Origin of the sequence: Methylobacterium sp. CCH7-A2, assembly GCF_001557075.1 — a bacterium.
Lineage (GTDB): Bacteria > Pseudomonadota > Alphaproteobacteria > Rhizobiales > Beijerinckiaceae > Allobosea > Allobosea massiliensis.
In genome coordinates this window covers 17,446-41,035 of sequence record NZ_LSKN01000018.1, presented here as the reverse complement: position 1 = coordinate 41,035, position 23,590 = coordinate 17,446, and the positions used below count along the sequence as shown (strand labels likewise).

At 67.7% G+C, this 23,590-nt stretch carries 18 protein-coding genes; 14 read left to right on the top strand and 4 right to left on the bottom strand.

Going from position 1 to position 23,590, the window contains the following annotated elements; translation table 11 throughout:
* Positions 1-73: 73 nt before the first annotated feature.
* Entirely contained in the window at positions 74-1,579 is a 1,506-nt protein-coding gene (locus tag AX750_RS01635; protein ID WP_066719431.1) for an ABC transporter substrate-binding protein, read from the bottom strand.
* A gap of 277 nt (positions 1,580-1,856) precedes the next feature.
* Between AX750_RS01635 and otnK the strand changes: the two genes are divergently transcribed.
* The 5 genes from otnK (at position 1,857) to nadS (ending at position 6,866) form a co-directional block, all read left to right on the top strand.
* Entirely contained in the window at positions 1,857-3,122 is a 1,266-nt protein-coding gene (gene otnK, locus AX750_RS01630) for a 3-oxo-tetronate kinase (RefSeq protein WP_066719428.1), read from the top strand.
* Between the two features lie 72 nt (positions 3,123-3,194).
* Positions 3,195-4,523, top strand: a complete 1,329-nt coding sequence (locus AX750_RS01625) for a malonyl-CoA decarboxylase (RefSeq protein WP_066719426.1) — start codon at positions 3,195-3,197, stop codon at positions 4,521-4,523.
* Positions 4,524-4,608: 85 nt separating this feature from the next.
* Positions 4,609-6,144: a malonyl-CoA synthase gene (locus AX750_RS01620; RefSeq protein ID WP_082735076.1), complete on the top strand. Its 1,536-nt coding sequence runs from the start codon at positions 4,609-4,611 to the stop codon at positions 6,142-6,144.
* A 73-nt stretch (positions 6,145-6,217) separates the two neighbouring features.
* On the top strand, positions 6,218-6,574 hold the full coding sequence (locus AX750_RS01615; protein ID WP_066719423.1) for a type II toxin-antitoxin system RelE/ParE family toxin: 357 nt from the start codon (positions 6,218-6,220) through the stop codon (positions 6,572-6,574).
* A 1-nt stretch (position 6,575) separates the two neighbouring features.
* The gene (nadS, locus tag AX750_RS01610; RefSeq protein ID WP_066719421.1) at positions 6,576-6,866 is read left to right on the top strand and encodes a NadS family protein; all 291 of its coding nucleotides are present in this window, start codon (positions 6,576-6,578) and stop codon (positions 6,864-6,866) included.
* Positions 6,867-6,907: 41 nt separating this feature from the next.
* Here nadS and AX750_RS01605 read toward each other — a convergent pair whose 3' ends face one another.
* The gene (locus tag AX750_RS01605) at positions 6,908-7,711 is read right to left on the bottom strand and encodes a creatininase family protein (RefSeq protein WP_066719418.1); all 804 of its coding nucleotides are present in this window, start codon (positions 7,709-7,711) and stop codon (positions 6,908-6,910) included.
* Between the two features lie 200 nt (positions 7,712-7,911).
* On the opposite strand from AX750_RS01605, the gene AX750_RS01600 reads away from it, so the two are divergent.
* From AX750_RS01600 to AX750_RS01585, 4 genes are all read left to right on the top strand, one after another.
* Positions 7,912-8,934 (top strand): ABC transporter substrate-binding protein, encoded by a 1,023-nt coding sequence (locus tag AX750_RS01600; RefSeq protein WP_245282278.1) that lies wholly within the window; start codon positions 7,912-7,914, stop codon positions 8,932-8,934.
* A gap of 111 nt (positions 8,935-9,045) precedes the next feature.
* Entirely contained in the window at positions 9,046-9,861 is an 816-nt protein-coding gene (locus AX750_RS01595) for an ABC transporter ATP-binding protein (RefSeq protein WP_236840521.1), read from the top strand.
* A complete protein-coding gene (locus AX750_RS01590) occupies positions 9,858-10,742 on the top strand; it encodes an ABC transporter permease (protein ID WP_245282277.1) in 885 nt (294 codons plus the stop codon). The genes AX750_RS01595 and AX750_RS01590 overlap by 4 nt, the downstream gene beginning before the upstream one ends.
* A 1-nt stretch (position 10,743) precedes the next feature.
* Positions 10,744-12,135 (top strand): FAD-binding oxidoreductase, encoded by a 1,392-nt coding sequence (locus tag AX750_RS01585; protein WP_066719416.1) that lies wholly within the window; start codon positions 10,744-10,746, stop codon positions 12,133-12,135.
* On the opposite strand, the gene AX750_RS01580 is transcribed toward AX750_RS01585, so the two are convergent.
* Positions 12,123-13,082 carry a hypothetical protein gene (locus AX750_RS01580; protein ID WP_156446497.1) on the bottom strand — a complete coding sequence of 320 codons (960 nt, stop codon included), beginning with the start codon at positions 13,080-13,082 and terminating at the stop codon, positions 12,123-12,125. The genes AX750_RS01585 and AX750_RS01580 overlap by 13 nt on opposite strands.
* A 303-nt stretch (positions 13,083-13,385) precedes the next feature.
* Between AX750_RS01580 and AX750_RS01575 the strand changes: the two genes are divergently transcribed.
* From AX750_RS01575 to AX750_RS01560, 4 genes are all read left to right on the top strand, one after another.
* A complete protein-coding gene (locus tag AX750_RS01575) occupies positions 13,386-14,531 on the top strand; it encodes an ABC transporter permease (protein ID WP_066719437.1) in 1,146 nt (381 codons plus the stop codon).
* Between the two features lie 154 nt (positions 14,532-14,685).
* Complete coding sequence (locus AX750_RS01570; protein ID WP_245282279.1) at positions 14,686-15,408, top strand: ATP-binding cassette domain-containing protein; 723 nt, start codon at positions 14,686-14,688, stop codon at positions 15,406-15,408.
* A gap of 3 nt (positions 15,409-15,411) precedes the next feature.
* Positions 15,412-16,557, top strand: a complete 1,146-nt coding sequence (locus AX750_RS01565; protein ID WP_066719412.1) for an MlaD family protein — start codon at positions 15,412-15,414, stop codon at positions 16,555-16,557.
* Between the two features lie 4 nt (positions 16,558-16,561).
* Positions 16,562-17,161 (top strand): ABC-type transport auxiliary lipoprotein family protein, encoded by a 600-nt coding sequence (locus AX750_RS01560; protein ID WP_066719410.1) that lies wholly within the window; start codon positions 16,562-16,564, stop codon positions 17,159-17,161.
* A 146-nt stretch (positions 17,162-17,307) separates the two neighbouring features.
* Here AX750_RS01560 and AX750_RS01555 read toward each other — a convergent pair whose 3' ends face one another.
* Positions 17,308-22,926, bottom strand: a complete 5,619-nt coding sequence (locus AX750_RS01555; RefSeq protein WP_066735503.1) for a hypothetical protein — start codon at positions 22,924-22,926, stop codon at positions 17,308-17,310.
* A 263-nt stretch (positions 22,927-23,189) separates the two neighbouring features.
* Between AX750_RS01555 and AX750_RS01550 the strand changes: the two genes are divergently transcribed.
* Complete coding sequence (locus AX750_RS01550; protein ID WP_066721339.1) at positions 23,190-23,525, top strand: Hpt domain-containing protein; 336 nt, start codon at positions 23,190-23,192, stop codon at positions 23,523-23,525.
* The last annotated feature ends 65 nt before the right edge of the window (positions 23,526-23,590 follow it).

Genomic DNA, 23,590 nt, shown 5'->3' with positions numbered 1-23,590 from the left:
CCCCCATCCCTAGCCCTTCCCCACCGCAAGCGGGGGGAAGGGGACAGGTCTGCGTTCCCGAAAGACCAGATCCTCAAGACCGCTTGATCCCCGCCAGCCGGATCATGCCGTCCGGATTGGTGACGAAGCCGCTGAGGTTGGAGCGCAGCGCGAAGAAGACGGTCTGGTTGTAGAGATAAACGATCGGCAGCTCGTCCTGCAGGAACTTCTGTGCGGCGTCGTAGCGCTTCTTGCGCTCGGCGACGTCATAGATTGTCCGCGCCTCGTCGAGCAGCTTGTCGACTTCGGCATTGGAATAGCGCCCGTCGTTCTGGTTGCCGCGGGTGGTGACGAACTGGTGCAGGTTGCCGTCCGGATCGATGCGGCCCGACCAGCCGATGCGGCTCATCTGGAACTTGCCCTGCTGTTGATCGCGAAGCTGGCTGGCGAATTCCGTCGAGCGGATCTGAATGTCGATGCCGGCTTCCGCCGCCATGGCCTGAATGACCTGGCCGAGCTGGGCGTCGACCGGGTTGTTGGTGACGAAGAGCTCGACCGAGACCTTGCTATGGCCGGCCTCCTTGAGCAGCGCCTTGGCCTTGGCGACATCGCGCGCCGGCACCGGGAAATCGGCGCTGACATAAGGATTGCCGGGGTTGAAGGGCTGGACGATGGGCTCATAGAGCCCTTCGAACACGACCTGGCTCAGCACCTTGCGGTCGATCGAGAGCGAGAGCGCCTGGCGGACCCGCTTGTCCTGCCCCATCGGCTGCTTGGCGGCGTCGCCATGGGCTGTGTTGATGGTGATGCCCTGATAGCCGAGATTGGCGATGCTGGTGACGGTGAGCGCCTTGTCGGACCGGGCTGACTTCACGTCGGTCGGCGCCAGACGCTCCAGCATGTCGAGCTCGCCCGAGCGCAGATTGGCGAGGCGCACCGTCGTGTCGGGAATCGCGCGGTAGATCACGCGGTCGAAATGGTAGTTCTGCGCTTCCCAATGCTCCTTGAAGCGCTCCAGAACGATCCGGTCGTTCTGCACCCGCTCGACGAATTTATAGGGTCCCGAACAGACCGGCTTCGAGCCGATGTCGCCTGCGAGGCTCTTGGGCGCCAGCATCATGCCGGCGCGGTCGGTGAGCTGTGCGAGCAGCGTCGCATCCGGGCGCTTCAGCTTGAGCACGAGCGTCGAGGCGTCGGGTGTCTCGACGCTGTCGACCGAAGCGAGTTCGGACTTGCGCAGCGAGTCGGGCAGGGTGCGTGCGCGCTCGATGTTGGCCTTGGCGGCCTCGGCATTGAAGGCGTCGCCGTCATGAAACTTCGCGTCGGTGCGCAGCTTCATCGTCAGTGTCAGGCCGTCAGGCGAAAACGACCATTCTGTCGCGAGGCGCGGCACCAGCTTGAGGTCGGGCGTGATGTCGAGCAGCTTGTCGCAGAGCCCCTTGAACACGATCCGGCCGACAAAGGTGCGCGCCTTGTGCGGGTCGAGCACGTCGGGATCTTCCTGCAGGCCGATGCGCAGGGTCGAGGGCGCCTGCGCGACGGCGGGCAGGGCCGCGAACGTCAGAGCGGTGGCGCAGGCCAGGGCGGTGAGCAGCTTCATCGGATGTCCCCTGTTGTCGTTTGCCGTCATGATCGCCGAAGATCGTTCCGGTTGGTACCAGCCTGATGCAAATTTGCAGCGGCGTCGATGCCGCACCGTCGCATGCGCGTCCGGATTGCATGCTGTTACGGCGGCGGCCTGCATGCAATTTGGCGGCCAGCTTCGGTCGTCAGAGCTCGCATGCGTGCTCCCCGCACGCTCCGGATCGCCTTGACGGCGGCGGGCCGCTACAAGACCACCCAACGAGACCGGCACGAAGCCGAACGGAGGAACGACGATGCTGCTGGGTGTGATCGCCGACGACATGACGGGCGCGACGGATGTGGCACTGATGCTCAATCGCAGCGGCATGCGCACGGTGCAGACGATCGGCGTTCCGCGGCCGGGCCAAGCCCTGCCGGAGGCGGATGCCGTCGTCGTCGCGCTGAAGTCGCGCACCAACCCCGTCGCCGAGGCTGTCGCGGACTCGCTCGCCGCCTGTGAGGCGCTGCTCGCTGCGGGGGCGAAGCAGATCCTGTTCAAATACTGCTCGACCTTCGATTCGACGCCCGCTGGCAACATCGGCCCTGTCGCCGACGCGCTGGCGCAGCGGCTCGGCGCCGGTCTCGCCATCGTCTGCCCCGCCTTTCCCGCCAATGGCCGCTCGATCTACCAAGGCTATCTCTTCGTCGGCGCGGTGCCGCTTCACGAAAGCTCGATGAAGGACCACCCGCTGACGCCGATGCGCGATTCGAGCCTGATCCGCTTGATGAGCGCACAGACCACGGGCGCCGTCGGGCTGGTCGACTATGCGACCGTGCTGGCCGGAGCCGGGGCGGTGAAGGCCCGCTTCACTGCGCTGGCCGACCAGGGTGTGCGCTATGTCGTGACCGATGCGCTCACCAACGCCGATCTGATGGTCCTCGGCGAGGCGGTTGCCGATCACAAGCTGCTCACCGGCGGCTCCGGCATCGCGATGGGCCTGCCGCAGAATTTCCGCCGCGCCGGCCTGTTGCCGGAGCGCGAGATCGCGGCGAGCCTGGCCGCGCCCAAGGGCCGCCCCGGCATCATCTCCGGCAGCTGCTCGACGGCGACGCGCGGCCAGATCGCCAAGGCGATCGAGGCCGGCTTTCCGGCCCTGAAGGTCGATCCGATGGCGCTGGTGTCGGGCGAGCAGGACGCCGGCAAGCTCGCCGCCTGGGCGCTGGCGCAGGCGCCGGAGACCCCCTTCCTGCTATATTCGAGCGACGATCCGGCCGAGGTCGCGGCGATCCAGGATAAGCTCGGGCGCGAGCGGGCTGGCGAGACCGTCGAGCACGCCTTCGCGCAGACGGCGGCGCTGCTGGCGGAGGGCGGTGTCTCGCGCCTGCTGGTCGCGGGTGGCGAAACCTCGGGCGCGGTCGTCCAAGGGCTCGGCATCGGCCTGCTCGAGATCGGCCCGGAGATCGACCCCGGCGTGCCCTGGACCCGCGTGGCGCAGGGCCGCGACATGGTGATCGCGCTGAAATCCGGCAATTTCGGCGCTCCCGACTTCTTCCTAAAAGCGTGGGCTCTGCTCCGCTGAACTGAAGGGGAGAGAGTGGGCTTGCACCCTCCGCCGGGCCGGGCATGATGGCGCCAGGAGGTCCACAGCGACATGGCGTTTCTCGGCGAATTGCTGACCAATGTGGCCGATCGCGGCCGGGCACTGATCGGCTTCGAGCGCTTCATGGCGCAGCGCAACCGCCCGATCGACCGCCTCTGCGAGGATCTGCTCTCGGGCCGGGGGGAGGCCTCGGGCATGGCTTTGGCGCAGGGTGTGCTCGATGCCTGGGAACGGCTCGACAAGCCTGGGCGGCGCGCCTTCTTCGCCATGCTGCAGGAACGCTTCGGGCCGGATCACGAGCGGCTCGACCGGGCGATCGAAGCTTACCGGAAAGCGCCCGGAGCGGGCACGATCTCGGCGCTCCATGTCGCCTCCGAGCCACGCCGCCAGGAGTTGCTGCGGCGGCTGAATCTCGCGCCCGGCGGCACCCATGTGCTGGTGCGGATGCGCGAGGCGCTGTTCGAGGCGATGGAGAGCGACCGCGACCTGATGACCGTCGATGCCGATTTCCGGCATCTCTTCGGCTCCTGGTTCAACCGCGGCTTCCTGGTGCTGCGTCGGATCGACTGGCGCTCGCCGGCCAATGTGCTGGAAAAGATCATCCGCTATGAGGCCGTCCACGAGATCCAGGGTTGGGACGATCTGCGTCGCCGGCTGGAGCCGGGGGACCGGCGCTGCTTTGCCTTCTTCCATCCGCAGCTCACCGACGAGCCGCTGATCTTCGTCGAAGTGGCGCTGACGCGCGCGATCCCGCGCAGCATCGGCGAGGTTTTGAGCGGCGAGCGCGAGGTGCTGCCGGCGGCCGAGGCGACGACGGCGGTGTTCTATTCGATTTCCAACTGTCAGGAGGGCTTGCGTGGCATCTCCTTCGGCAATTTCCTGATCAAGCAGGTTGCCGAAGATCTGAAGCGCGAACTGCCGGGTCTGGACACCTTCGTCACCCTGTCGCCGGTGCCAGGCTTCGCCCGCTGGCTCGAAGGCCTCGTCGCCGCGCCGGGCGACCTCGCCCTCACCAATGAGGAGCGCTCGGAACTCGCCCGCCCGGCCGGGGAGACGATCTCGCTCGACGAAGCGACACGTGCCCGCCGTGACAAGCTGCTCGGCCAGATGATGGCGCATTACATGCTGCGGGCACGGACGCCCGCCGGTCGCGTCATCGATCCCGTGGCTCGTTTCCATCTCGGCAACGGCGCGCGGCTGGAACGCATCAATGTCGGCGGCAATCTCTCCGCGCGCGGCCTGCGCGAGTCGCATGGCGTGATGGTGAACTACCGCTACGATCTCAACGACATCGAGACCAACCACGAAGCGTATGCCACCCGTGACACGGTGGTCGCCTCCTCCGCCGTGCGCAAGATGCTCCGGCCGGCCGCGAGTTGACCTGCGATCCGCCTGACGCCAATGGAAATGCGCTCCGCCCCGGCGGGGCGCCGCTCGCGCTGTCTATGCCTGAAAGGACCTGATCATGGGCAACCACCTGTTCGACCTGGTCAGGTCGCGCATTCCCGCGCCGGATGCTCCCTTTTCCCTCCTCGACGACGGTCGGCGCTATTCCTATGGCGACATGGTCGACGTCTCGGCCCGCTTCGCCAATGCGCTCGTCGCGCTCGGCGTCCAGCCGGGTGACCGGGTGGCGGTGCAGGTCGAAAAGAGCGTCGAGGCGCTGATGCTCTATCTCGGTGCCGTGCGGGCCGGGGCGATCTTCCTGCCGCTCAATACAGCCTATACCCCGGCTGAGATCGAGTACTTCCTCGGCGACGCGCAGCCCGCCGTCTTCGTCTGCGATCCCGCCAAGGCCGACCCCCTGAAGCCCTATGCCGACAAGGCCGGCGCGAAGCTCGAGACGCTGGGCGTCTGGCGCTCGGCCGACGTCTCCGCCGGCTCGCTCTCCGACAAGGCGCTCGCCGCTTCGACCGCGTTTGCCGACGTCGCGCGCGGGCCCGATGACTTGGCCGCGATCCTCTACACCTCGGGCACGACCGGGCGCTCCAAGGGCGCGATGCTCAGCCACGACAACCTCGCTTCGAATGCACTGGCGCTGGTCGACTACTGGCGCTTCACCAAGGACGACGTGCTGCTCCACGCGCTGCCGATCTTCCACACGCATGGCCTCTTCGTCGCGACCAACTGCGTGCTCTTCTCCGGCGCCTCGATGATCCTGCTGCCGAAATTCGATCCCGACCAGGTCTTCAAGCACCTGCCCCAGGCGACCTGCATGATGGGCGTGCCGACCTTCTATGTCCGGTTGCTGCAGGACGCCCGCCTGACGAAGGAGGCGACCAAACATATGCGCCTCTTCGTCTCCGGCTCGGCGCCGCTGCTGGCCGAGACGCATCGCGAATGGCGCGAGCGGACCGGCCACGCGATCCTCGAGCGCTACGGCATGACCGAGACCAACATGAACACCTCCAACCCCTACGAGGGCGAGCGGGTGGCCGGCACCGTCGGCTTTCCGCTGCCGGGCGTCTCCGCCCGCGTCGTCGATCCCGAGACGGGCAGGGGGCTGGCCGCTGACGAGATCGGCATGATCGAGGTCAAGGGCCCCAACGTCTTCAAGGGCTACTGGCGCAATCCGGAGAAGACCGCGGCCGAGTTCAAGCCGGACGGCTTCTTCATCACCGGCGACCTCGGCAAGATCGATGCGGCCGGCTATGTGCACATCGTCGGGCGCGGCAAGGACCTCATCATCACCGGCGGCTACAACGTCTACCCCAAGGAGGTCGAGACCGAGATCGACGAGATGCCGGGCGTGATCGAGAGTGCCGTGATCGGCTGCCCGCATCCGGATTTCGGCGAAGGCGTCACCGCCGTCGTGGTGGTGAAGCCCGGCGCGACCATCACCGCCGCCTCGATCGCGCAGACGCTCGAACAGCGCCTCGCCAAGTTCAAGCTGCCCAAGCAAGTCTTCATCGTCGACGACCTGCCGCGCAACACCATGGGCAAGGTCCAGAAGAACCTGCTGCGCGAGCAGTACAAGGACATCTACGCCCCGAAGGCCTAGGCGGGGGCTTAAAGCAATCCGCCCTCTGTGATTCCACTTGCTGCGAAATACGGCATTGCCGTAGTATCGGCAGATGCAGGCCGTGTTGCTGACCTCGGTTTTCGAACGGCAGGCCAAGGCGGCTGGTCTCGGCGACGACGAGATTCAGGACATCGCGGTCGCCGTTGCGAGCAATCCTCTCGGCGGTGACCTGATGGTGGGGACCGGCGGCGCGCGCAAGCTGCGTCATGCCGGCCGGGGTGAAGGAAAAAGCGGCGGCTACCGCACGATCCACTACTTCGGCGGCGACGATGTTCCGATCTTCCTTCTGGCTCTGATCGACAAAGGCAAGCGGGCCAATCTGAGCCAGGCCGAGCGCAATGACCTCGCCAGGACGCTGCCGAAAATCGCGGATGCCTACCGGCAGGCGACCAATTCAGGAGATCGTTGAGATGCCGACATTCGGGCAGGATCTGGTCGCGAGCGCGACCGAAGCGGTGGCGATCGCACGAGGCGAAAAGGAACCCGCCAAGACGATCGCCGTGGAGGTCGTCGATGTCGCGGCCATTCGCAAGAAATTGGGCCTTTCTCAGGAGGCCTTTGCCCGCAAGTTCGGCCTGAGCCCGGCGACCTTGCGCGACTGGGAGCAGGGACGCCGCAGCCTGGACAGGACGGCCCGGGCGCTGCTCAAAGTCATCGACCACGCTCCCGACACCGTCGAGCGAGCGCAGAAGGTCGCTTGATACCGGCCGGCCCTCGGCGGCCAAAGGCGAGTTCTCGGGGGCTAACCGGCCCCCTTGTGCAGCCGCTCCAGCGGAAACCGCGCCACATCGGCCAACAGCTCGACGAACCCCTTCGCCTGGAAGGCGGCCGTCGCCTTGCCCTTCTCGGCGGTGGCGAGCGAGGCGTCGCCCGCGGCGCCGGACGGGTGGACGTCCTGCGCCATCCAGGCCATCGCGTGCAGCCCGGTCGGCCGCAGCCAGCTATAGCCCTCGGCCGCCATCTCGACCGTCAGAGGGTTGAAGGCCGCGGCGTGGCTCATATCGACGAGATCAGGCCGGAAATGCAGCATCAGCGAGGTCTCGATGTCGCCGGCATGGATGCCGTGATTGGCGTCGAGATCGGCATAAAGGCCGGGCGGCAGGCCGAAGGCGCGCCAGGCGGTCGTCACCGCGAGCATGCCGTGGCGCACCCGCAGCTCCCGCGCGACCACCTTCATCGGGTCGATGTTGCCGCCATGCGAGGTCAGGATCACCAGCTTGCGCAGCCCTGCGCGCCGGACGCTCTCGCCGATCTCGATCCAGCTCTGCGTCGCGCTCTCCCAGGAGAGCGTCAGCGTGCCCGGCGAATGCAGGTGTTCGTTCGACTTGCAGATCGCCAGCGTCGGCAGCACGAGCACCTCGAGCCCGGCCGGCACCAGCGGCATCGCTTCCGCGAGCATCGCGTTCATGATCGTGGTGTCGACCGACACCGGCAGATGCGGGCCATGCTGCTCGATCGCCGCCAGCGGCAGCACGGCGACGGTGCCCTCCGCCTTAAGCCCGGCAAAGTCAGTGGTCTTCAGATCGCCCCAGAAGCGCGCGCCCATCCTGTTTCCGTCTCCCCTCGTGTGTCACCAAAGTCTAGCCTGCTCCGCCGGAAAAGGCAGGCGCGATCGCCTGTGGGCAAGCGCCAGCGGCGGCACCATGACGCGGTGTCGCGGTTCCTGCCGAGAGCTTGCCATGGCATACAGTTTGCTGGCGCGCAGCCGAGGCGTTCAGCCGAGGATTTTCAGGGGAGGTCACAGGGATGACGATGACGAAGTACCGCCTGACGCGCCGTGGTGCGCTCGGTCTCATCGGTGGATCGGCGCTGGTCGCCGTGCCCGGAGCGCGGGTGAGCGCGCAGACGCTCGACAAGGTGTCCTACCAGACCAACTGGCGCGCCCAGGCCGAGCATGGCGGCTTCTACCTCGCCGCCGCCAACGGCATCTACAAGAAGTACGGCATCGACGCCGAGATCCGCCCCGGCGGCCCGCAGCAGAACCCCTCGCAGCTCCTGCTCGGCGGCCGTGTCGACATGATCATGTCGAACTCCTTCGAGGCGATCCGCTATGCCCAGGAGAACATCCCCTTCCTCTGCATCGCCTCGATCTTCCAGAAGGATCCACAGGTCATCATCTCGCATCCGGGCGTCGGCAACGACTCGCTCGCCGCGCTGAAAGGCAAGCCGATCCTGGTCGGCGCCGCCGGCCGTACCAGCTACTGGCCCTTCCTGAAGGCGAAGTTCGGCTACACCGACGAGCAGATCCGGCCCTACACCTTCAACATGGCGCCGTTTCTGGCCGACAAGACCATCTCGCAGCAGGGCTTCCTGTCGTCGGAACCCTTCGCCATCCAGAAGCAGGGCGGCGTCACACCGATCGTGCATCTCATCGCCGATGCCGGCTTCGAGAATTACAACACGACGATCAACATCTCCCGCAAAATGGTCGACGAGAAGAAGGACCTGGTCCAGCGCTTCGTCACCGCCTCGCTGGAAGGCTGGGCCGCCTATATGAAGGGGCAGGATGTCGCCGCCGCGAACGCGCAGATCCTGAAGGACAACCCCGACATGGATCAGGAGAAGATCGACTACGCGGTCAAGGTGATGAACGAGAAGGGCATCGTGCTCTCGGGCGATGCGCTGACGCTCGGCATCGGCGCCATGACCGATGCGCGCTGGGCGAGCTTCTACAAGACCATGACCGATGCGGGTGTGTTTCCGGCCGGCATCGACCTGAAGAAGGCTTACAGCCTGGAGTTCATCAACAAGGGCGTCGGCAAGGCGTGATGACACGTCATGCTCGGGCTTGACCCGAGCATCTCCTGACCGAGATTCTCGGGTCTGCGCTTCGCTGGCCCGAGAATGACGGCTCACATTGCAGAAGCGGATCATCAGGCTTTGGACACGGCCTCTCTGAGCACTCCCCATGCCGTTCGCCCCGAGGGTCGCAAGCCCCTGGTCTGCGTGCGCCACGTTTCCAAGCAGTTCGGCAACGGCACGCTCGCCGTGCGCGACGTCAATCTGAGCCTGGGGGAGGGCGAGTTCGTCAGCCTGCTCGGCCCCTCCGGCTGCGGGAAATCGACGCTGCTGCGGATGATCGCCGGCCTCGGCGCGCCCTCCAGCGGGACGATCGAGTGGCCGACCACGGTGCATGACGCGTCGGGCGAGCCGCAGCGCGATCTCGGCTTCGTCTTCCAGGACCCGACGCTGATGCCCTGGGCGACGGCGCTAGCCAACGTCATGATGCCGCTGACCCTGAAGGGCGTGCGCACCAGCGAGGCGCGTGAGCGGGCAGCCGCGATGCTGGCGCTCGTCGGCCTCTCCGGCTTCGAGAAGTCCTACCCTCGCGAGCTCTCCGGCGGCATGAAGATGCGCGTCTCGATCGCGCGCGGGCTGGTGCTGCGGCCGAAGATCCTGCTGATGGATGAGCCTTTCGCCGCCCTCGACGAGATCACCCGCCACCGCCTCAACGACGATCTGCTCGAGCTGTGGTGGAAGGAGAAGTTCACCGCGGTCTTCGTCACCCATTCGGTGTTCGAATCGGTCTACCTCTCGAAGCGGATCGTGGTGATGGCGGCGCGGCCCGGCCGCGTCATGGCCGATCTCGACGTCGACGCGCCCTATCCGCGCGACGACCTCTTCCGCACCTCGCCGGAATACGCCCATCTCTGCCGAGTGGTCTCGGGCAAGCTCAAGGAGGCGATCGGCTCATGAGCATGCCATCGATCGACGCCCCGGCCCCCGCTCATGGCGGCACCGACGCCGAGGCGCGGCCGGTCTTCGTGACCGAACAGCGGATACTCGGCCTGCCGGCCAGCGCCTGGCCACGCATCCTCGCGCCGATCGCGATCGGCGTGTTCTCGCTGGCGCTTTGGGAATTCGCGGTCCGCTGGAACGGCATCCCGTCCTATATCCTGCCCGGGCCGCTCCTGATCGGCCAGACGCTGGTCGCCGACTGGGCGACGCTGTCGGGCTCGCTCTGGATCACGCTGAAGATCACCTTCATGGCGCTGGCCGCAGCGGTCATTGTCGGCGTCACGCTCGCCGTGCTGTTCACCCAGTCGAAATGGCTGGAGATGTCGCTCCTGCCCTACGCGGTGATCCTGCAGGTGACGCCGATCGTGGCGATCGCGCCGCTGATCATCATCTGGGCCGGGGACATCAATCTCGCGCTGCTGATCTGCGCCTGGATCGTCGCCTTCTTCCCGATCCTGTCGAACACCATCCTCGGACTGAATTCGGCCGACCACAACCTCGTCAACCTGTTCCAGCTCTATGGCGCGACGCGCTGGCAGACGATGCGCTATCTGAAGCTGCCGGCCGCCTTGCCCTATTTCCTGGCGGGGCTGAAGATTTCCGGCGGGCTCGCGCTGATCGGCGCGGTGGTGGCCGAGTTCGTCGCCGGCACCGGCGGCAACGCCTCGGGACTGGCCTATCGCATCCTCGAGGCCGGTTATCAGCTCAAGATCCCGCGTGTCTTTGCCGCCTTGCTGATGATCTCGCTGTCGGGCATCGCGATCTTCCTTTGCACCAGCTGGATTTCGCACATGCTGCTGCGGCGCTGGCACGAGAGCGCCCTGAAGCGGGAGAACTGAGATGAGCGCACTGCCCGAACGCCAACCGAGGTCCGAGCGGGTCTCGCGCTACGACATCGCCGCGCTGAAGGAGGATCTCGCCGGCATCGCGCTGATCGACGAGGCGCAGGTCGTCCGCAAGCGCTCGCGCGACTTCTTCTGGTATTCGCCGATCCTGAACCAGCAGCTGGCGGACAAGTCCGCCGACATCATCGCCATGCCCCGAGACGAGGCTGAGGTGGTGCGGATCGCGGCCGCTTGCGCGCGTCGACGCATTCCGCTGACCGTGCGCGCCGCCGGAACCGGCAATTACGGCCAGGCCGTGCCGCTCGAGGGCGGCGTGCTGCTCGACATTACTGGCCTCACCGGCATCGAATGGCAGAAGCCCGGCATCGCCCGCATCGCCGCCGGCGCCCGCATGCTGGATGTCGACATCGCGCTGCGCGAGACCGGCTTCGAGCAGCGCATGCACCCCTCGACCAAGCGCAGCGCGACCGTTGGCGGTTTCGTCGCGGGCGGTTCGGGCGGCGTCGGCTCGGTGACCTATGGCGGGCTGCGTGAACCCGGCAACATCCTTGCCGCGCGGGTCGTCACGGTGGAAGAAGAGCCGCGCATCCTGGAGTTGCGCGACGACGCGGCCCAGAAGGTCAACCGCGCCTACGGCACGACCGGCATCATCACGGCGCTGGAAATGCCGCTGGCACCGGCCTGGCCCTGGATCGACGTCATCGTCGCCTTCGACAGCTACATGGACGCCTTCGAAACGGGCTACGAGGTCGCGCTCGCGGACGGCATCGTCAAGAAGCTGGTGACGCCGATCTCGTCGGTGATCACGCCCTATTTCGGGGCGCTCAAGGCCCATTGCCCGGAGGGCAAGAGCATCCTGATCTGCATGATCGCTGAAGGCTCGCTCGGGCCGTTCAAGGCCATCGTCGGCAAGCGCGGTACCGTGACCTATGAGAGCCCCTCGGAAGAGGGGCCGGGCACCGTGCCGCTCTATGAATACACCTGGAACCACACGACGCTGCAGTGGCTGAAGAGCGACCGCTCCATCACCTATCTGCAGTGCCTCTTCCCGCATGACCGGCTGGTCGAGAGCGCGCGCGAAACGATCGCGGCCTTCGGCGACGAGCTGCTGCCGCATCACGAGTTCATCCGCTTCGGTGGAAAGGTGACGGCGAGCGCGCTGCCGATCCTGCGCTACTCGACACCGGAGCGGCTGAACGAGGTCATCGCCCAGCACGAGGCGGCGGGCGTCTTCATCGCCAACCCGCATGTCGTTTCTCTGGAGGACGGCAGCCGCCACAAGCGGGCGGAGGCCGACCAGTTGGGCTTCAAGCGCGAGGTCGATCCGCAGGGTCTGCTGAACCCGGGCAAGATGGCGAGTTTCGTCCCGGTCGGTCAGCCGAAATAGGCGAGCTTCCGCGAGGCGGGCATCGCGTCGATCTCCCGTAGCGCGGCCTCTGCCCCAAGCAACGGCAGTCCGGAGGCGGCGGCCATCGGCGCCGGGCCGGAAGCTCCGTCGCGCCAGGGCGAAACGTCGTCGCCGGCGCCGTGATCAGGCGTCAGGGCGGCCTCCGGCTCCTCGAAAACCACGTCGTCGTCCAGCATCATCATCGAGCCGATGGTCGGCTCGCTGCCGAGCAGGTTCGTGGCGTTCGCGCCACTGCTGACGGGAGCCGGCGGGAGATCGTCGATCTCGATAATCTCGATGTCGTCCGGCGCGGGGTAGGGGACGGTCTCGCGCAAGCCGAAATCGATGGGTGTCGGCATCGGCGCCACAAAGGGCTCGACCATCCCGGAAGTGGGCGCAGCTCCTGCGACGGCCCGCAGGCTGCTGTCCAGCATCGCAATCGTATCGGCGATCTTGTCGATCTGCTGCACCGTCCCGTCGACGATCCCCGTCGCGGCCGAGATTTCGGCGGCGCGATGGTCGAGCCGGTCGCAGAGTTCTTCGCTGGCGCCGGCTTCGCGCAAATGCCAGGCCACTTCCTGGATGCTCTCGGTCGCCTGAACGATCGTGCCGGCCGCGGCCTCGATCCGCGCCGCGAGGCCCGAAGCCCGCTCTTCGGCACGCCCGCTGATGCGCTCCAGATCGATCCGCAGATCCGCGATGAGAGCCGCCGCCTCGCCGATCTCCGGCTCCGTGGCTGGGGTGGCGGTTGAGGGCTCGGCGAGACCGGAGCCGACGACGCGCTCGATCCGCTGCAGGGCGCCGAGCAGTTGCAGCGTATCGGCCTGCCGGTTGCGCCGGGCGAATTCCGCCATGAACCAGCGGCCGCGGGCGGTTTCCATCACCGCAGCCTCGATCGCCTCGTAATCCGTTTCGCTCAACGGGGTCAGCGAACGTACTTCGCTCATGGCCGATCTGCTCTTGGAGGACTGCGCGAATCGGAAGGGCAGGTCCTGATGCACCGTCACGATTCCTGACATCCGAGGACTTAACGAATGGTTCCCATGCGGCAGGTGCGGGCGCCGGTCGGCGCGCGCGGCATCGCCCAGGCCACTGAAACAGGCGGTTCTCTGTATGGTTGTTGCATCCGCGCCATTGCCAAGCGTCACCGCCGCGGCGATACAGGCGCTGAGGGGTGGACCGGTGCCTGCAACAGGCGTCGCGGATTGATGACGGTATCGTCGATCGCGGGCCAGGACATCACGCGGAACATGGCAGTCCCCGATACGGCTGAACCTCAGGCGGTCTTCCGCGACGACTCCGGAACGCTCGCCGTAGCTCTGGCCGGGTCCTGGAGCGCCGACCGGGCGCCGCGCGTCGAAAGTCTCGCGGCCGAGATCGGCGAGCGCGTCGCCAAGGCGAACAGGGCGAGACTGGACCTCTCCTCGGTCGAGCGGCTGGATACGCTCGGTGCCTATGTCCTGAACCGGGTCAAGCATGAGCGCGAGAGCGGCGGCGCCTCCGTCGAGATCGTCAGCCGGCGGCCGGAACATGGTGTCCTGCTCTCCGAGGTCACAGTCCATGACCGGAAGGCAGACCATGCCGGCCCGCCGTTCCGCGTCGTCGACGTCCTCGTGCGCATCGGTGCCGCGGTCATCCGTTTCGGCCGCGACATGGTAGCCGGCTCGATGTTCCTCGGAGAGGTGGTCGTCGGCTCGGCGAGCGTGGTCGTCGGCCCGCGCAAGTTCCGCGGCCCCTCCATGGTCAACCAGATCGAGCTGATCGCCTTCAACGGCGCGCCGATCATCATGCTGATTTCGTTCCTGGTCGGCTGCATCGTCGCTCAGCAGGGCATTTTTCAGCTCCAGCAGTTCGGCGCCACCGCCTTCGTGGTGAACCTGACCGGCATCCTGATCCTGCGCGAACTGGCGGTGCTGCTGACCTCGATCATGATCGCCGGGCGTTCCGGCTCCGCGATCACGGCCGAGATCGGCTCGATGAAGATGCGCGAGGAGATCGATGCGCTGCGGGTGATGGGGCTCGATCCGATCGAGGTGCTCGTCGTGCCGCGCATCCTCGCGCTGATCGTGTCGCTGCCGATCCTGACCTTCATCTCGGCCATGTCCGGCCTGACCGGCGCCGCCCTGGTCTCCTGGCTCTACGGCGGCATCGGCATCGACACCTTCCTGGCGCGGCTGCAGTCGGTCATCACCTGGAAGCATTTCGCGGTCGGGCTGGTGAAGGCGCCCTTCATGGCCTTCGTCATCGGGCTGATCGCCTCGATGGAGGGGCTGGCCGTGAAGGGCTCGGCGGAGTCGCTCGGCCGTCAGGTCACGGCTTCGGTGGTCAAGGCGATCTTCATGGTCATCGTCGTGGACGCGCTTTTCGCCATGTTTTTTTCATCCATCGCGTTTTGAGGACCGTATCCCGGAAATGAGCGAACAGGGGATACAGGAGCCGCCGGTTGGCGGGCGCGAACGGTCCGAGCGGGGATCGGAGGGGACCGCGCCCGAGGACGAGGTCGTGATCCGCGTGCGCGACCTCAAGGTCGCCTTTGGCGAGAAGGTGATCATGGACGGGCTGGATCTCGACGTGATGCGCGGTGAGATCCTGGGATTCGTCGGCGGGTCGGGTCAGGGCAAATCGGTTCTGACGCGCACCATCCTCGGGCTCGTTCAGAAGGCGCGCGGCACGATCGAGGTCTTCGGCGAAGACGTCGACACGCTCAGCACCGTCCAGCGCCGCGCCCTGGAACGCCGCTTCGGTGTGATGTTCCAGCAGGGAGCCCTGTTCTCGGCCCTGACGGTCAAGCAGAACATCCAGGTGCCGATGCGCGAATATCTGCAGCTTTCGCCGGGTCTGCTCGACGACCTGGCGATGGTGAAGCTCGATCTCGTCGGATTGCCGCCGGACGCCGCCGACAAATCGCCCTCGGAACTCTCTGGCGGCATGATCAAACGCGCGGCTCTGGCGCGTGCCCTCGCGCTCGATCCCGACATCGTCTTCCTCGACGAGCCCACATCGGGCCTAGACCCGATCGGCGCCGCGGAATTCGACGATCTCATCGTCACGCTGAAGCAGACTTTGGGGCTGACCGTGTTCATGGTAACCCACGATCTGGACAGCCTTTATTCCGCCTGCGACCGCATCGGCGCCCTGGCGGACAAGCGCGTCATCGCCGTCGGCCCGCTGGCCACGATGCTGGCATCCGACCATCCATGGCTCAAAGCCTATTTCGGCGGCGAGCGGGCACGAGCCCGCATGCCGGCGAAGCACCGGGAAACGACAGTCTAGCTCATGGAATCGCGCGCCAATTACGCTCTTGTCGGATTGTTCACGCTGGCGGTCCTCGCCGCGTTGTTCGGCTTCGTCTACTGGTTCAACAGCGGCAACGCCGGGGGGCGGCAGGATGTTCGCGTCATCTTCAGCGGCACCGTGACGGGGCTGGGCCGCGGTTCCAGCGTGCTGTTCAACGGCCTGCGCGTCGGCGAGGTGACCAAGATCGAACTGCAGCCGGATGATCCCAGCCGCATCAATGCGGTGATTTCCGTCGATGCCACCACACCCCTGCGGGTCGATACGCGCGCCAGGCTCGAGACGGTCGGCCTCGCGACCGGCATCGTCGCGGTCCAGCTCGTCGGCGGCGATCCGAAATCGCTGCCGCTCAAGCCGCCGGAGGGGCAGACCCTGCCGGTGATCGTGGCCGAGCGCTCCGAGCTGCAGGACATCGTCGAAACGGTCCGCAACATCGCCGCCAAGGCGGATGCGACTCTGAGCGGCCTCAACAATCTCGTGAAGGACAATGCCGGCTCGATCGGCAACACGGTCCGCAATGTCGAGAAGTTCTCCGCGGCGCTCGGCGACAACGCCGATGGCGTCGACAAGCTGATGAAGAGCTTCGGCAGCATCGCCGAGACGATCGCGCCGCTGTCGGAGAAACTCGGCGTACTCAGCCAGGAACTGACGGACATCGTCCGCTCGGTCGACCAGAAGAAGGTCGCCTCCATCGTCGAGAACGTCGACAAATTCACGGCGGCGCTCGGCGGCTCCAGCGGCGATGTCGGCAAGGCTGTCAAGGACGTGGCCTCCATCACCGAGAAGCTGAACAAGGCGGCGGATCAGGTCGAGGGCGTGCTGGTGAGCGCGCAGGCTTTCCTCAACACCGCCGCCGGCAAGGACGGGCGCAGCGCCTTCACCGAGGTCAGCGACGCCGCCAAGTCGATCCGTGTGCTCGCCGACAACCTCGACAAGCGCACCGCCGAGATCACCAGCGGCATCAGCCGTTTCACCGGGCCGGGCCTGCGCGACATCGAGGCGCTGGCCAGCGACGGCCGGCGCACCCTGACGGACCTGAATCGCACCCTGCGGAGTTTGGAGCGTAACCCGCAGCAGTTCATCTTCGGCGGCAAGCCTCCGCTCCCTCAATATGGTGGATCCCGCTAAACCCATGTCGATCCCGATCTCGTTCTCGAATCTCCGCAGGCCGCGTGCGCTGGCGCTCTCCCTCGCGACCGCGCTGCTCCTGGCCGGCTGCGGCGGGGGCAGCGTTCCCACCACGTTCGACCTTTCAGCCCCGCAGAATGTCGGCCGCGTCGGCGGCTCGCGCGCCACACTGATGGTGCAGGAGCCGACGACCGTTCAGGCGCTCGATTCCGACCGGGTCATCGTGCGCGATTCCGCAGGAGCCCTGTCCTTCGTCGGCGGCGCGCAATGGGCCGACCGCGTGCCCAAGCTGGTGCAGGTGCGCCTGATCCAGACCTTTGAGAACGCCGGCCGCGTCGGCTCCGTCGCCCGCCCCGGCGACCGTGTCACGCCGGAGACCCAGCTTCTCACCGACATCCGCAGCTTCAACATCGACGCGGCCAGTGGCAGCGCGGTCGTCGAGATCACGGCGAAGCTCGTCGGAGATCGCACCGGCGACATCCGCCGGGCGAGGCTGTTCACGGCTCGCGTGCCGGCGGGAGCGGTCGACGGCCCCGGCGCCGCCCAGGCGCTCGACCGGGCACTGTCGCAGGTGCTCGTCGAGATCGTGCGCTGGGCGCGCTGACAAGCGCCCCAACCGCTCTCGCGAGCTGACGCTCGGCGAGCCTGCTGCCCGTAAAGCAGCGGCTTTTCGGCACCGTTCCCCCGACACTCATGCAAAAGGCCGCCCCGAGGGGGCGGCCTTTTCAATGTCCAGCCAGGAAGGCGCTCCTACTCGAAGCGGCCGCTCGCATGGGCGAGCATCGTGTAGACCTTGCCGGTCTCCGAGGTCAGATAGGTCTTGGCCACCATCGAGTCGCGGTCGTCCTTGGCGGCTTCCGCCAGCAAGCGCTCGAACTCGTCGATATAGCGGTCGACGGTCTCCTTGAACTCAGCATCGCGACGGTACTTGCGACGGATCTCGTCGAAGGTCTGCTGACCCTGCAGCGTGTAAAGGCGCCGCGTGAAGACGTTACGCTCGCCGCGCTTGTAGCGGTCCCAGAGCTCCACGGCCGCGTCGTGGTCGATCATGCGGGCGATGTCGACCGAAAGCGAGTCGAGCCGCTCGATCGAATGCGCCGTCGGCTTTGGCGTCTCTGGCGCCTTCTCCTCACGCGAGGCGCGGTTCAGCAGGTCCGAAAGCCAGCCGCCCTTAGCAGGCGCCGCCGGCTCTGCTGCGGCCGGGCGACGCGGCGCCTCTGCAGCGGGAGCAGGAGCCGGCGTCGGCGCCGCAGCCGGGCGCGGCGGCAGGCTCGGGCGCAGCTCGGCGCGCGGCGTCGCGGGCTCCTCTGGCTCGGGTGCGGCGTCGAGCGATGGCCGCAGCAGCGGCTCCGCGGCCGGCAGCCGGGCCTGCGTCGTCACCGTGGCATAGGCCGGCTCCTGGCGGGGCAGGGTGGCCGCGGGCGCGGACCGCCGGCTCTGGCCGGCATCGACCGGCAGGGCGACGTCGCTGCGGCGGCCGGAGCGGGTGACGATCTCGGTCAGCTCGTTGAGCGCCTTGATCTGCTCCGCCACGACGCGACGCATCGCGGAGGTCGATTCCTGCGTCTCGCGCGGCAGGTCGAGCACGCCACGCTTCAGCTCGGCGCGCGTCTCCTCCAGCTCGCGCTGGATCTCGGCCGCGACGCCGCGCATGTCCTGCGCCGCGCCCTGGAAGCGCTCGGTCACCTTGGCGAGTTCGCTGCCGACTTCGGCCGAAACCTGCTGGTAGGCCTGGCGCAGCGCTTGGGCAGTGCGCTCGCGCTCCTGGCTCGTCGTCGTCCGGATCAGGTCGAACTGCTCCGTGATGGCGGTCGTCGTCGCATCGGCCGAATCCGTCAGCACGGAACCGATCTGGCGGGCGCGCGCTTCGGCGGTGCTCAGCGATTCGTCCATCAGCGCCGCGAAGGAGCGCGTGATCGACTCGACGTCATCCGTGCGGGTGGTGATCAGCCCATGGATCTCCTCCAGCGCCTGCTTGCGTTCGGTGAGCGCCTTGCCGACGCGGGCTTCGACTTGCTCGAGGCGGCTCGCGACCGCGTTGAGCGCCGTGGTGCTGGCCTCGGTGACCTCGCCCAGGGCGTGCCCCTTGTCGTCGAGCTGGCCGACGAGAACGGCGGTCTCCCGCAGAGCGCCTTCCGAAAAGGCCTTCAGCTCGGCGATCTGCTGCGAGATCTGCTGCGAGGCCTTACCGGTCTCGTCCATCACGGTGGCGATGACGCTCTGCAGGTCGCCGACGCGGGCCGACAGGCCGCCTTCGACGGCAGCGAGGTTCTTGTTAGCCCCGTTGACGATCTGCTGCATCAGCTTGTTCGCCTCGCCGAGGCGGCCGAGCATGCCGCCGAGCTCGCCGCGAAGCTGCTCGTTGGTGGCGACAAGCGCCTCGACCGACTGGCGCGTGCCGTTCTCGAGCGTATCGCGCAATGCGCTCGACGAGCTGTCCAGCGCGGTCGTGATCGCGGCTCCGCGCTCGCGCAGACCCTCGATGATCGAGGAGCCGCGCGTCTCGATGGCGCGCACGACTGTCTCGCCGATATTGGCGACCTCGTTGGCAATCGACTCGCCGCGCTGCCCGAGCGCCGCGACCATGCCGCCCCCCTTGTCGTCGAACAGTTCGCGCAGTTCCTCCGCCCGTGCTCCGAGAGCCGAAGAGATGGCGTCGGACTTGTTCTGCAGCGTCTCGGCGATCTGCTGGCCCCGCGTGTCGAGCGTGCCCGAGACGGTGTCGAGCCGGTTGACGACGCGCTCCTCGAAGCGCGCGACGCTGCGGTCCAGCGTGTCGGCGATCTGGAGCGCGCGGCCGCCCAGCGTGGCGTTGATGGTGTCGGCCTTGTCGCTGAGCGTGCGGGTGAGCGACTCGCTCTTGGAGGTGACGACCTCGCCGATCTCGTCCGCCTTGGCGGCGAGCGCGCGGGTGACCTCGCGGCCGCCCTCGGCCAGCACCCGGGCAATGTCGACCGTGCGCTCGACCAGAGCCTCGTTGAGCGCCGTGGCGCGCGAGCCGAGATTGCCGTCGATGCGGGCGATCAGGCTGTCGAGCGACGAGGCGATCTCGGCGCTCTTGGCGCCGGAGCGCTCCTCGAAGAGCTTGATCTGGCTCTCCATCGCGTCGGTGGCCTCGCGCGTCCGCTCCGCCAGGATCGCGGCAGCCTCCGCCGCGCGCGTGCCGACACGGTCGGCCAGTGCCAGTCCGTCCTCGCCGATGAGCTTCTCGACGCTGGCGATCCCGGTCGTGACCGCGAGCGTCAGCGCCTGGGCGTCATGCGACAGACGGCCGCCCAGTTCGCCGCCCTTGTGGACGATGACGTCCTCGAAGGCCGCCAGACGCGAGCCCAACGCGGTCTCGACCTCCCGGCCCTGATTCTCGAAGAGCTGTGCGAACGCGCTGAGGCGCTGCCCCATCGTCGTCTCGATCGCGCGGCCCTGCTCGTCGAACAGACGCGTCAGCGCGTCATGGCGACCGGCCAGGGCCTCGGTGAGCGCCTGGGCGCGGCTCTCGACCGAGCGCAGCATCGACTCGGCATTGGCGGATAGCGCCTCGTTGACGCGGCCGCCCTGCTGGGTGAGCGCCAGCACGATTTCCCGGCCGGTGCCCGCGAGCAGCGTGCGCGCTTCCTCGGCATGAACCGTGAAGGTCTCGCGCAATCCGCGGGTGGCCTCGCTGACCCGCTCGGCCACGTCGCGACCGTCGACATTGATGGTGTCCGACAAGGAGCGTGTCGCATCGGAGAGGCGACGGGCCAGCTCCTCGCTCTGCTCGCCGAGCAGGGTGTGGACCTCGCGGCCGGCGCCGGCCAATTCGCGCAGCAAGGTCTCGCGCTGGTCGCCGAGCAGCGTGCCGACTTCCTGGCCCGTTTCGGAGAGACGCTGGATGAAGCCGCTCTGCTGCTGCTCCAGGGCGGCCTGGGCCGCCTCGGCGGCGCCGGCCAGGCGGGCGGCGAGGGCGTTGCCGCGCTCGTCCAGGCGCTTGTCGAGGCTGTCGCCGGTTTCGGCGAGGCGGGTGATCAGGGCGCTGCTGCGCTCGGCCAGGACGCTGTGGACCGAGCGGCCGACATCGGCGACCCGCGTGACCAGGGCCTGGCTCTCATTGCCGAGCAGGTCCTTCACCTCGAGCCCGGCCTGCGACAGCTTCACCGTTAGCGAGGCGGCCTGCTCGTCGAGCAGGGCGCCGACGCGGGCGCCTGTCTCCGTCAGGCTGGCGGCGAGGGCGTCGCTTTGGACGCCGATCAGGCCATGGACCTGTTCGCCGGCTTCGCCGAGACGCAGGACGAGCGACTCGCTCTGCCCGTCGAGGAGCTTGGCGACCTCTGTGCCGGCATCCGTGACGCGGCTGACCAGCGCCTCGCTCTGTCCGGCGAGAAGGCTGGAGACGTTGGCCCCCGTGCCCGAGACGCGGGCCACCAGGGCTTCGCTCTGCTCCTCCAGCAACTTGGCGACATCCGAGCCCGTGCCCGAAACGCGTGCGACGAGCGCCTCGCTCTGGTCCGCCAGCAGCCTCGTGACCTGCTCGCCCGTGCCTGACACCTTGGACGCTAGCGTCTCCGCCTGGCGGTCGAGCATCGACTGCACGGTCTCGCCCGTCTCCGAAAGACGCGACACGAGCAGGCTACCGCGCCCGTCGATCACGCCTTCGAGCCCCTCCGTGACGGAGGCGACGCGAGTCGCCAGTTCCTCGCCGTGACGGGCGACGACATTCCCCAGCGACTGGCCGGCTTCGTCCACACGCAGGATGATGGCGTCGCTGCGCTCGCGCAGGATGTCGTCCACGGTCCGCGCCGTGTCGTTGAGGCGGCTGACCAGCGTTTCGCTTCGTGTGCCGATCAGCGCGTTGACGTTCTCACCGACTTCGGTGAGGCGGGTGGCGATCAGCTCGTTCTGACGGGCGAGCAGACCGTTCACGCCGCGGCCGACTTCGGCCAAGCGGGTGGTGACGCTGTCGCCTTCCTCGGCCAGCGAGGCGCGCAGGGTCTCGCCGGTCTCGGCCAGGCGCTGACGCAGCGTCTCGCTCTGGCTGTCGATCAGCGCCACCATGGTGCGGCTGCTGGTCTCGAAGCGCTCCGCCGCCTCGGTGCCGCGGGCGGCAATGTCCTGCGCCAGGTTTTCGCCGGTGGCACGCAGGGTTTCATTCACGGTCTCGACGCGAGCCGTCAGCGTATCGACGACCTGCGAGCCGGTCTCGGTGATGGCGCGGGTGACGTCGCGGGCGCCCGTCGCGAGGCCCTCGGCCAGCACGGCGCCCGTGCGCTCGAGCGACGTCGCGATATCGCGGGCGCGGCCGTCCAGCAGCGTCGAGAGGCTGTCACTGGCGCCGGAGAGCCGCTCGCTGACCTCGCCGGAGGTCACCTGGAGGCGCTCGACCAGCTCGCTGCCGCGGCCGCTGATTTCGTCGATGACCCGTTCGCCGGCGCGTCCGAGAGCCAGGGTGATCTGGTCGCCCTTCTCGCCGAGCGAGCCGGTCACGCGGTCGCCCGCCTGGGTCACGGCCTCCGCGATGGCGCGGCTGGCGTTATCGAGATCCTTGGACAGGTTTTCATGGGCGCCGCTGATCGCGAACTTCACCCGCTCGGCATTGCCGACGACCGCCTCGCGCTGGGTGACGAGCTCGTCGATCAGGGCGCGCAGACGGATCTCGTTGTCGGCATAGGCGCGCTCGAGCGTGGCGATCTCGCCGCGCACGATCGTCTCCAGCTCGCCGGCCCGCGCCACGGCGCGTTCGATTCCGTCGCCCATCGCGGCGACCTCGCGCCGGATCGTCTGGCTCAGCGAAAGCACCGAATCGGCGCCTACGACCTCTGGCTCGGCCAGCCGCAGCGCGACCTCGGTCATGGCGCGGGAGACCAGGCGCATCTCCTGCGTCCGGCGGTAGAGCGCCGCCAGCACGAAGAAGAAGACGGCGGGCGCGCCGATGGCGAGCGCCAGCAGTGTCCACTCGCCGACCCCGAAGGCGGCGAAACGGTCCTGCAGGCCGCCGTCGACGGCGCCGAAGCGGTTGCGCAACACGAAAGCCGCGCCACCGAGCCAGGTCAGCGTCGCCAGACCGGCGAACCAGTAAGGCTTGGCCGAGGGACGGACGGAGAAGGCCTGAACCAGGGAGCTGGAATCGCGCCGGTCGTCATTGGCGACGCGGCTTGTGTCGGGCGCGATGGCGGGGCGCGGCGGGGGCGCGGCGGCCGGCGCCGCCGCGGGGGGCGCAGCCGGCTGCTCGATGCGCGGCAGGTCAAGCTTCAGATCGTTCTCGGTGGTCGCGGGCAGCTTCGGCTCCGGCGTGGCAGCGCCTTCGGCGTCGGCCTTGGGCTGGTCCAGCCGGAGAGCCTCCTCGATGGCCGACATGGCAGCCTCGGTCGGATCCTGAAGCTTCTTTTGCCGATTCATGCTGTGCCGCCTTCGCCACGCTACTGGGGACAGGAGCCCGATCGTGTCGCCGCACCGGACGGACCGCCTCTGGTCCGGCAGGAAAGCGACACTGCGCCCATCGTTTACCAATTGAAAGGGTAGTTGAGGCTCTAAGCCTTGGGAACCCGCTTAGGGCGCCGATTCACAAACGTCGTTAACGCCTCATTCACCATGAAGGCGCTTGTTGGAAGGGGCGGGCACGCGCCGGCTGCCCCCGCCAGACCATCACTCCAGGGCCCCAGATGCCTCAAACCGCCATCGATCTCGACCACCTCTCCCGCCAGACCGGCGGCGATCAGGATCTCGAACGCGAGCTTCTCGCACTCTTCGCCCAGCAATGCGTGCGGCATCTGCGCGCCATCCACCAGGCCGAGGACAGGACCGCCCGTCTCGACGCCGCGCACACGCTGAAGGGTGCCGCGCGCGCCATCGGTGCCTGGCAGGTTGCGGATGCGGCGGACGCCATCGAGCAGCGGCTCGCCGCGGCCGATCCGCGTCTCGAACAGGCGATGGACACGCTCGCACTGGCCGCCGCCGAGGCGCGCGCCGTCATTGCCCGCTACGACAGCGCGGCCTGAGAGCAGCCCGCACCGATCCGCCGCAGCCCGTTGCGACGGAAAGGGCTTTCCCCGGCGCTTTGAAA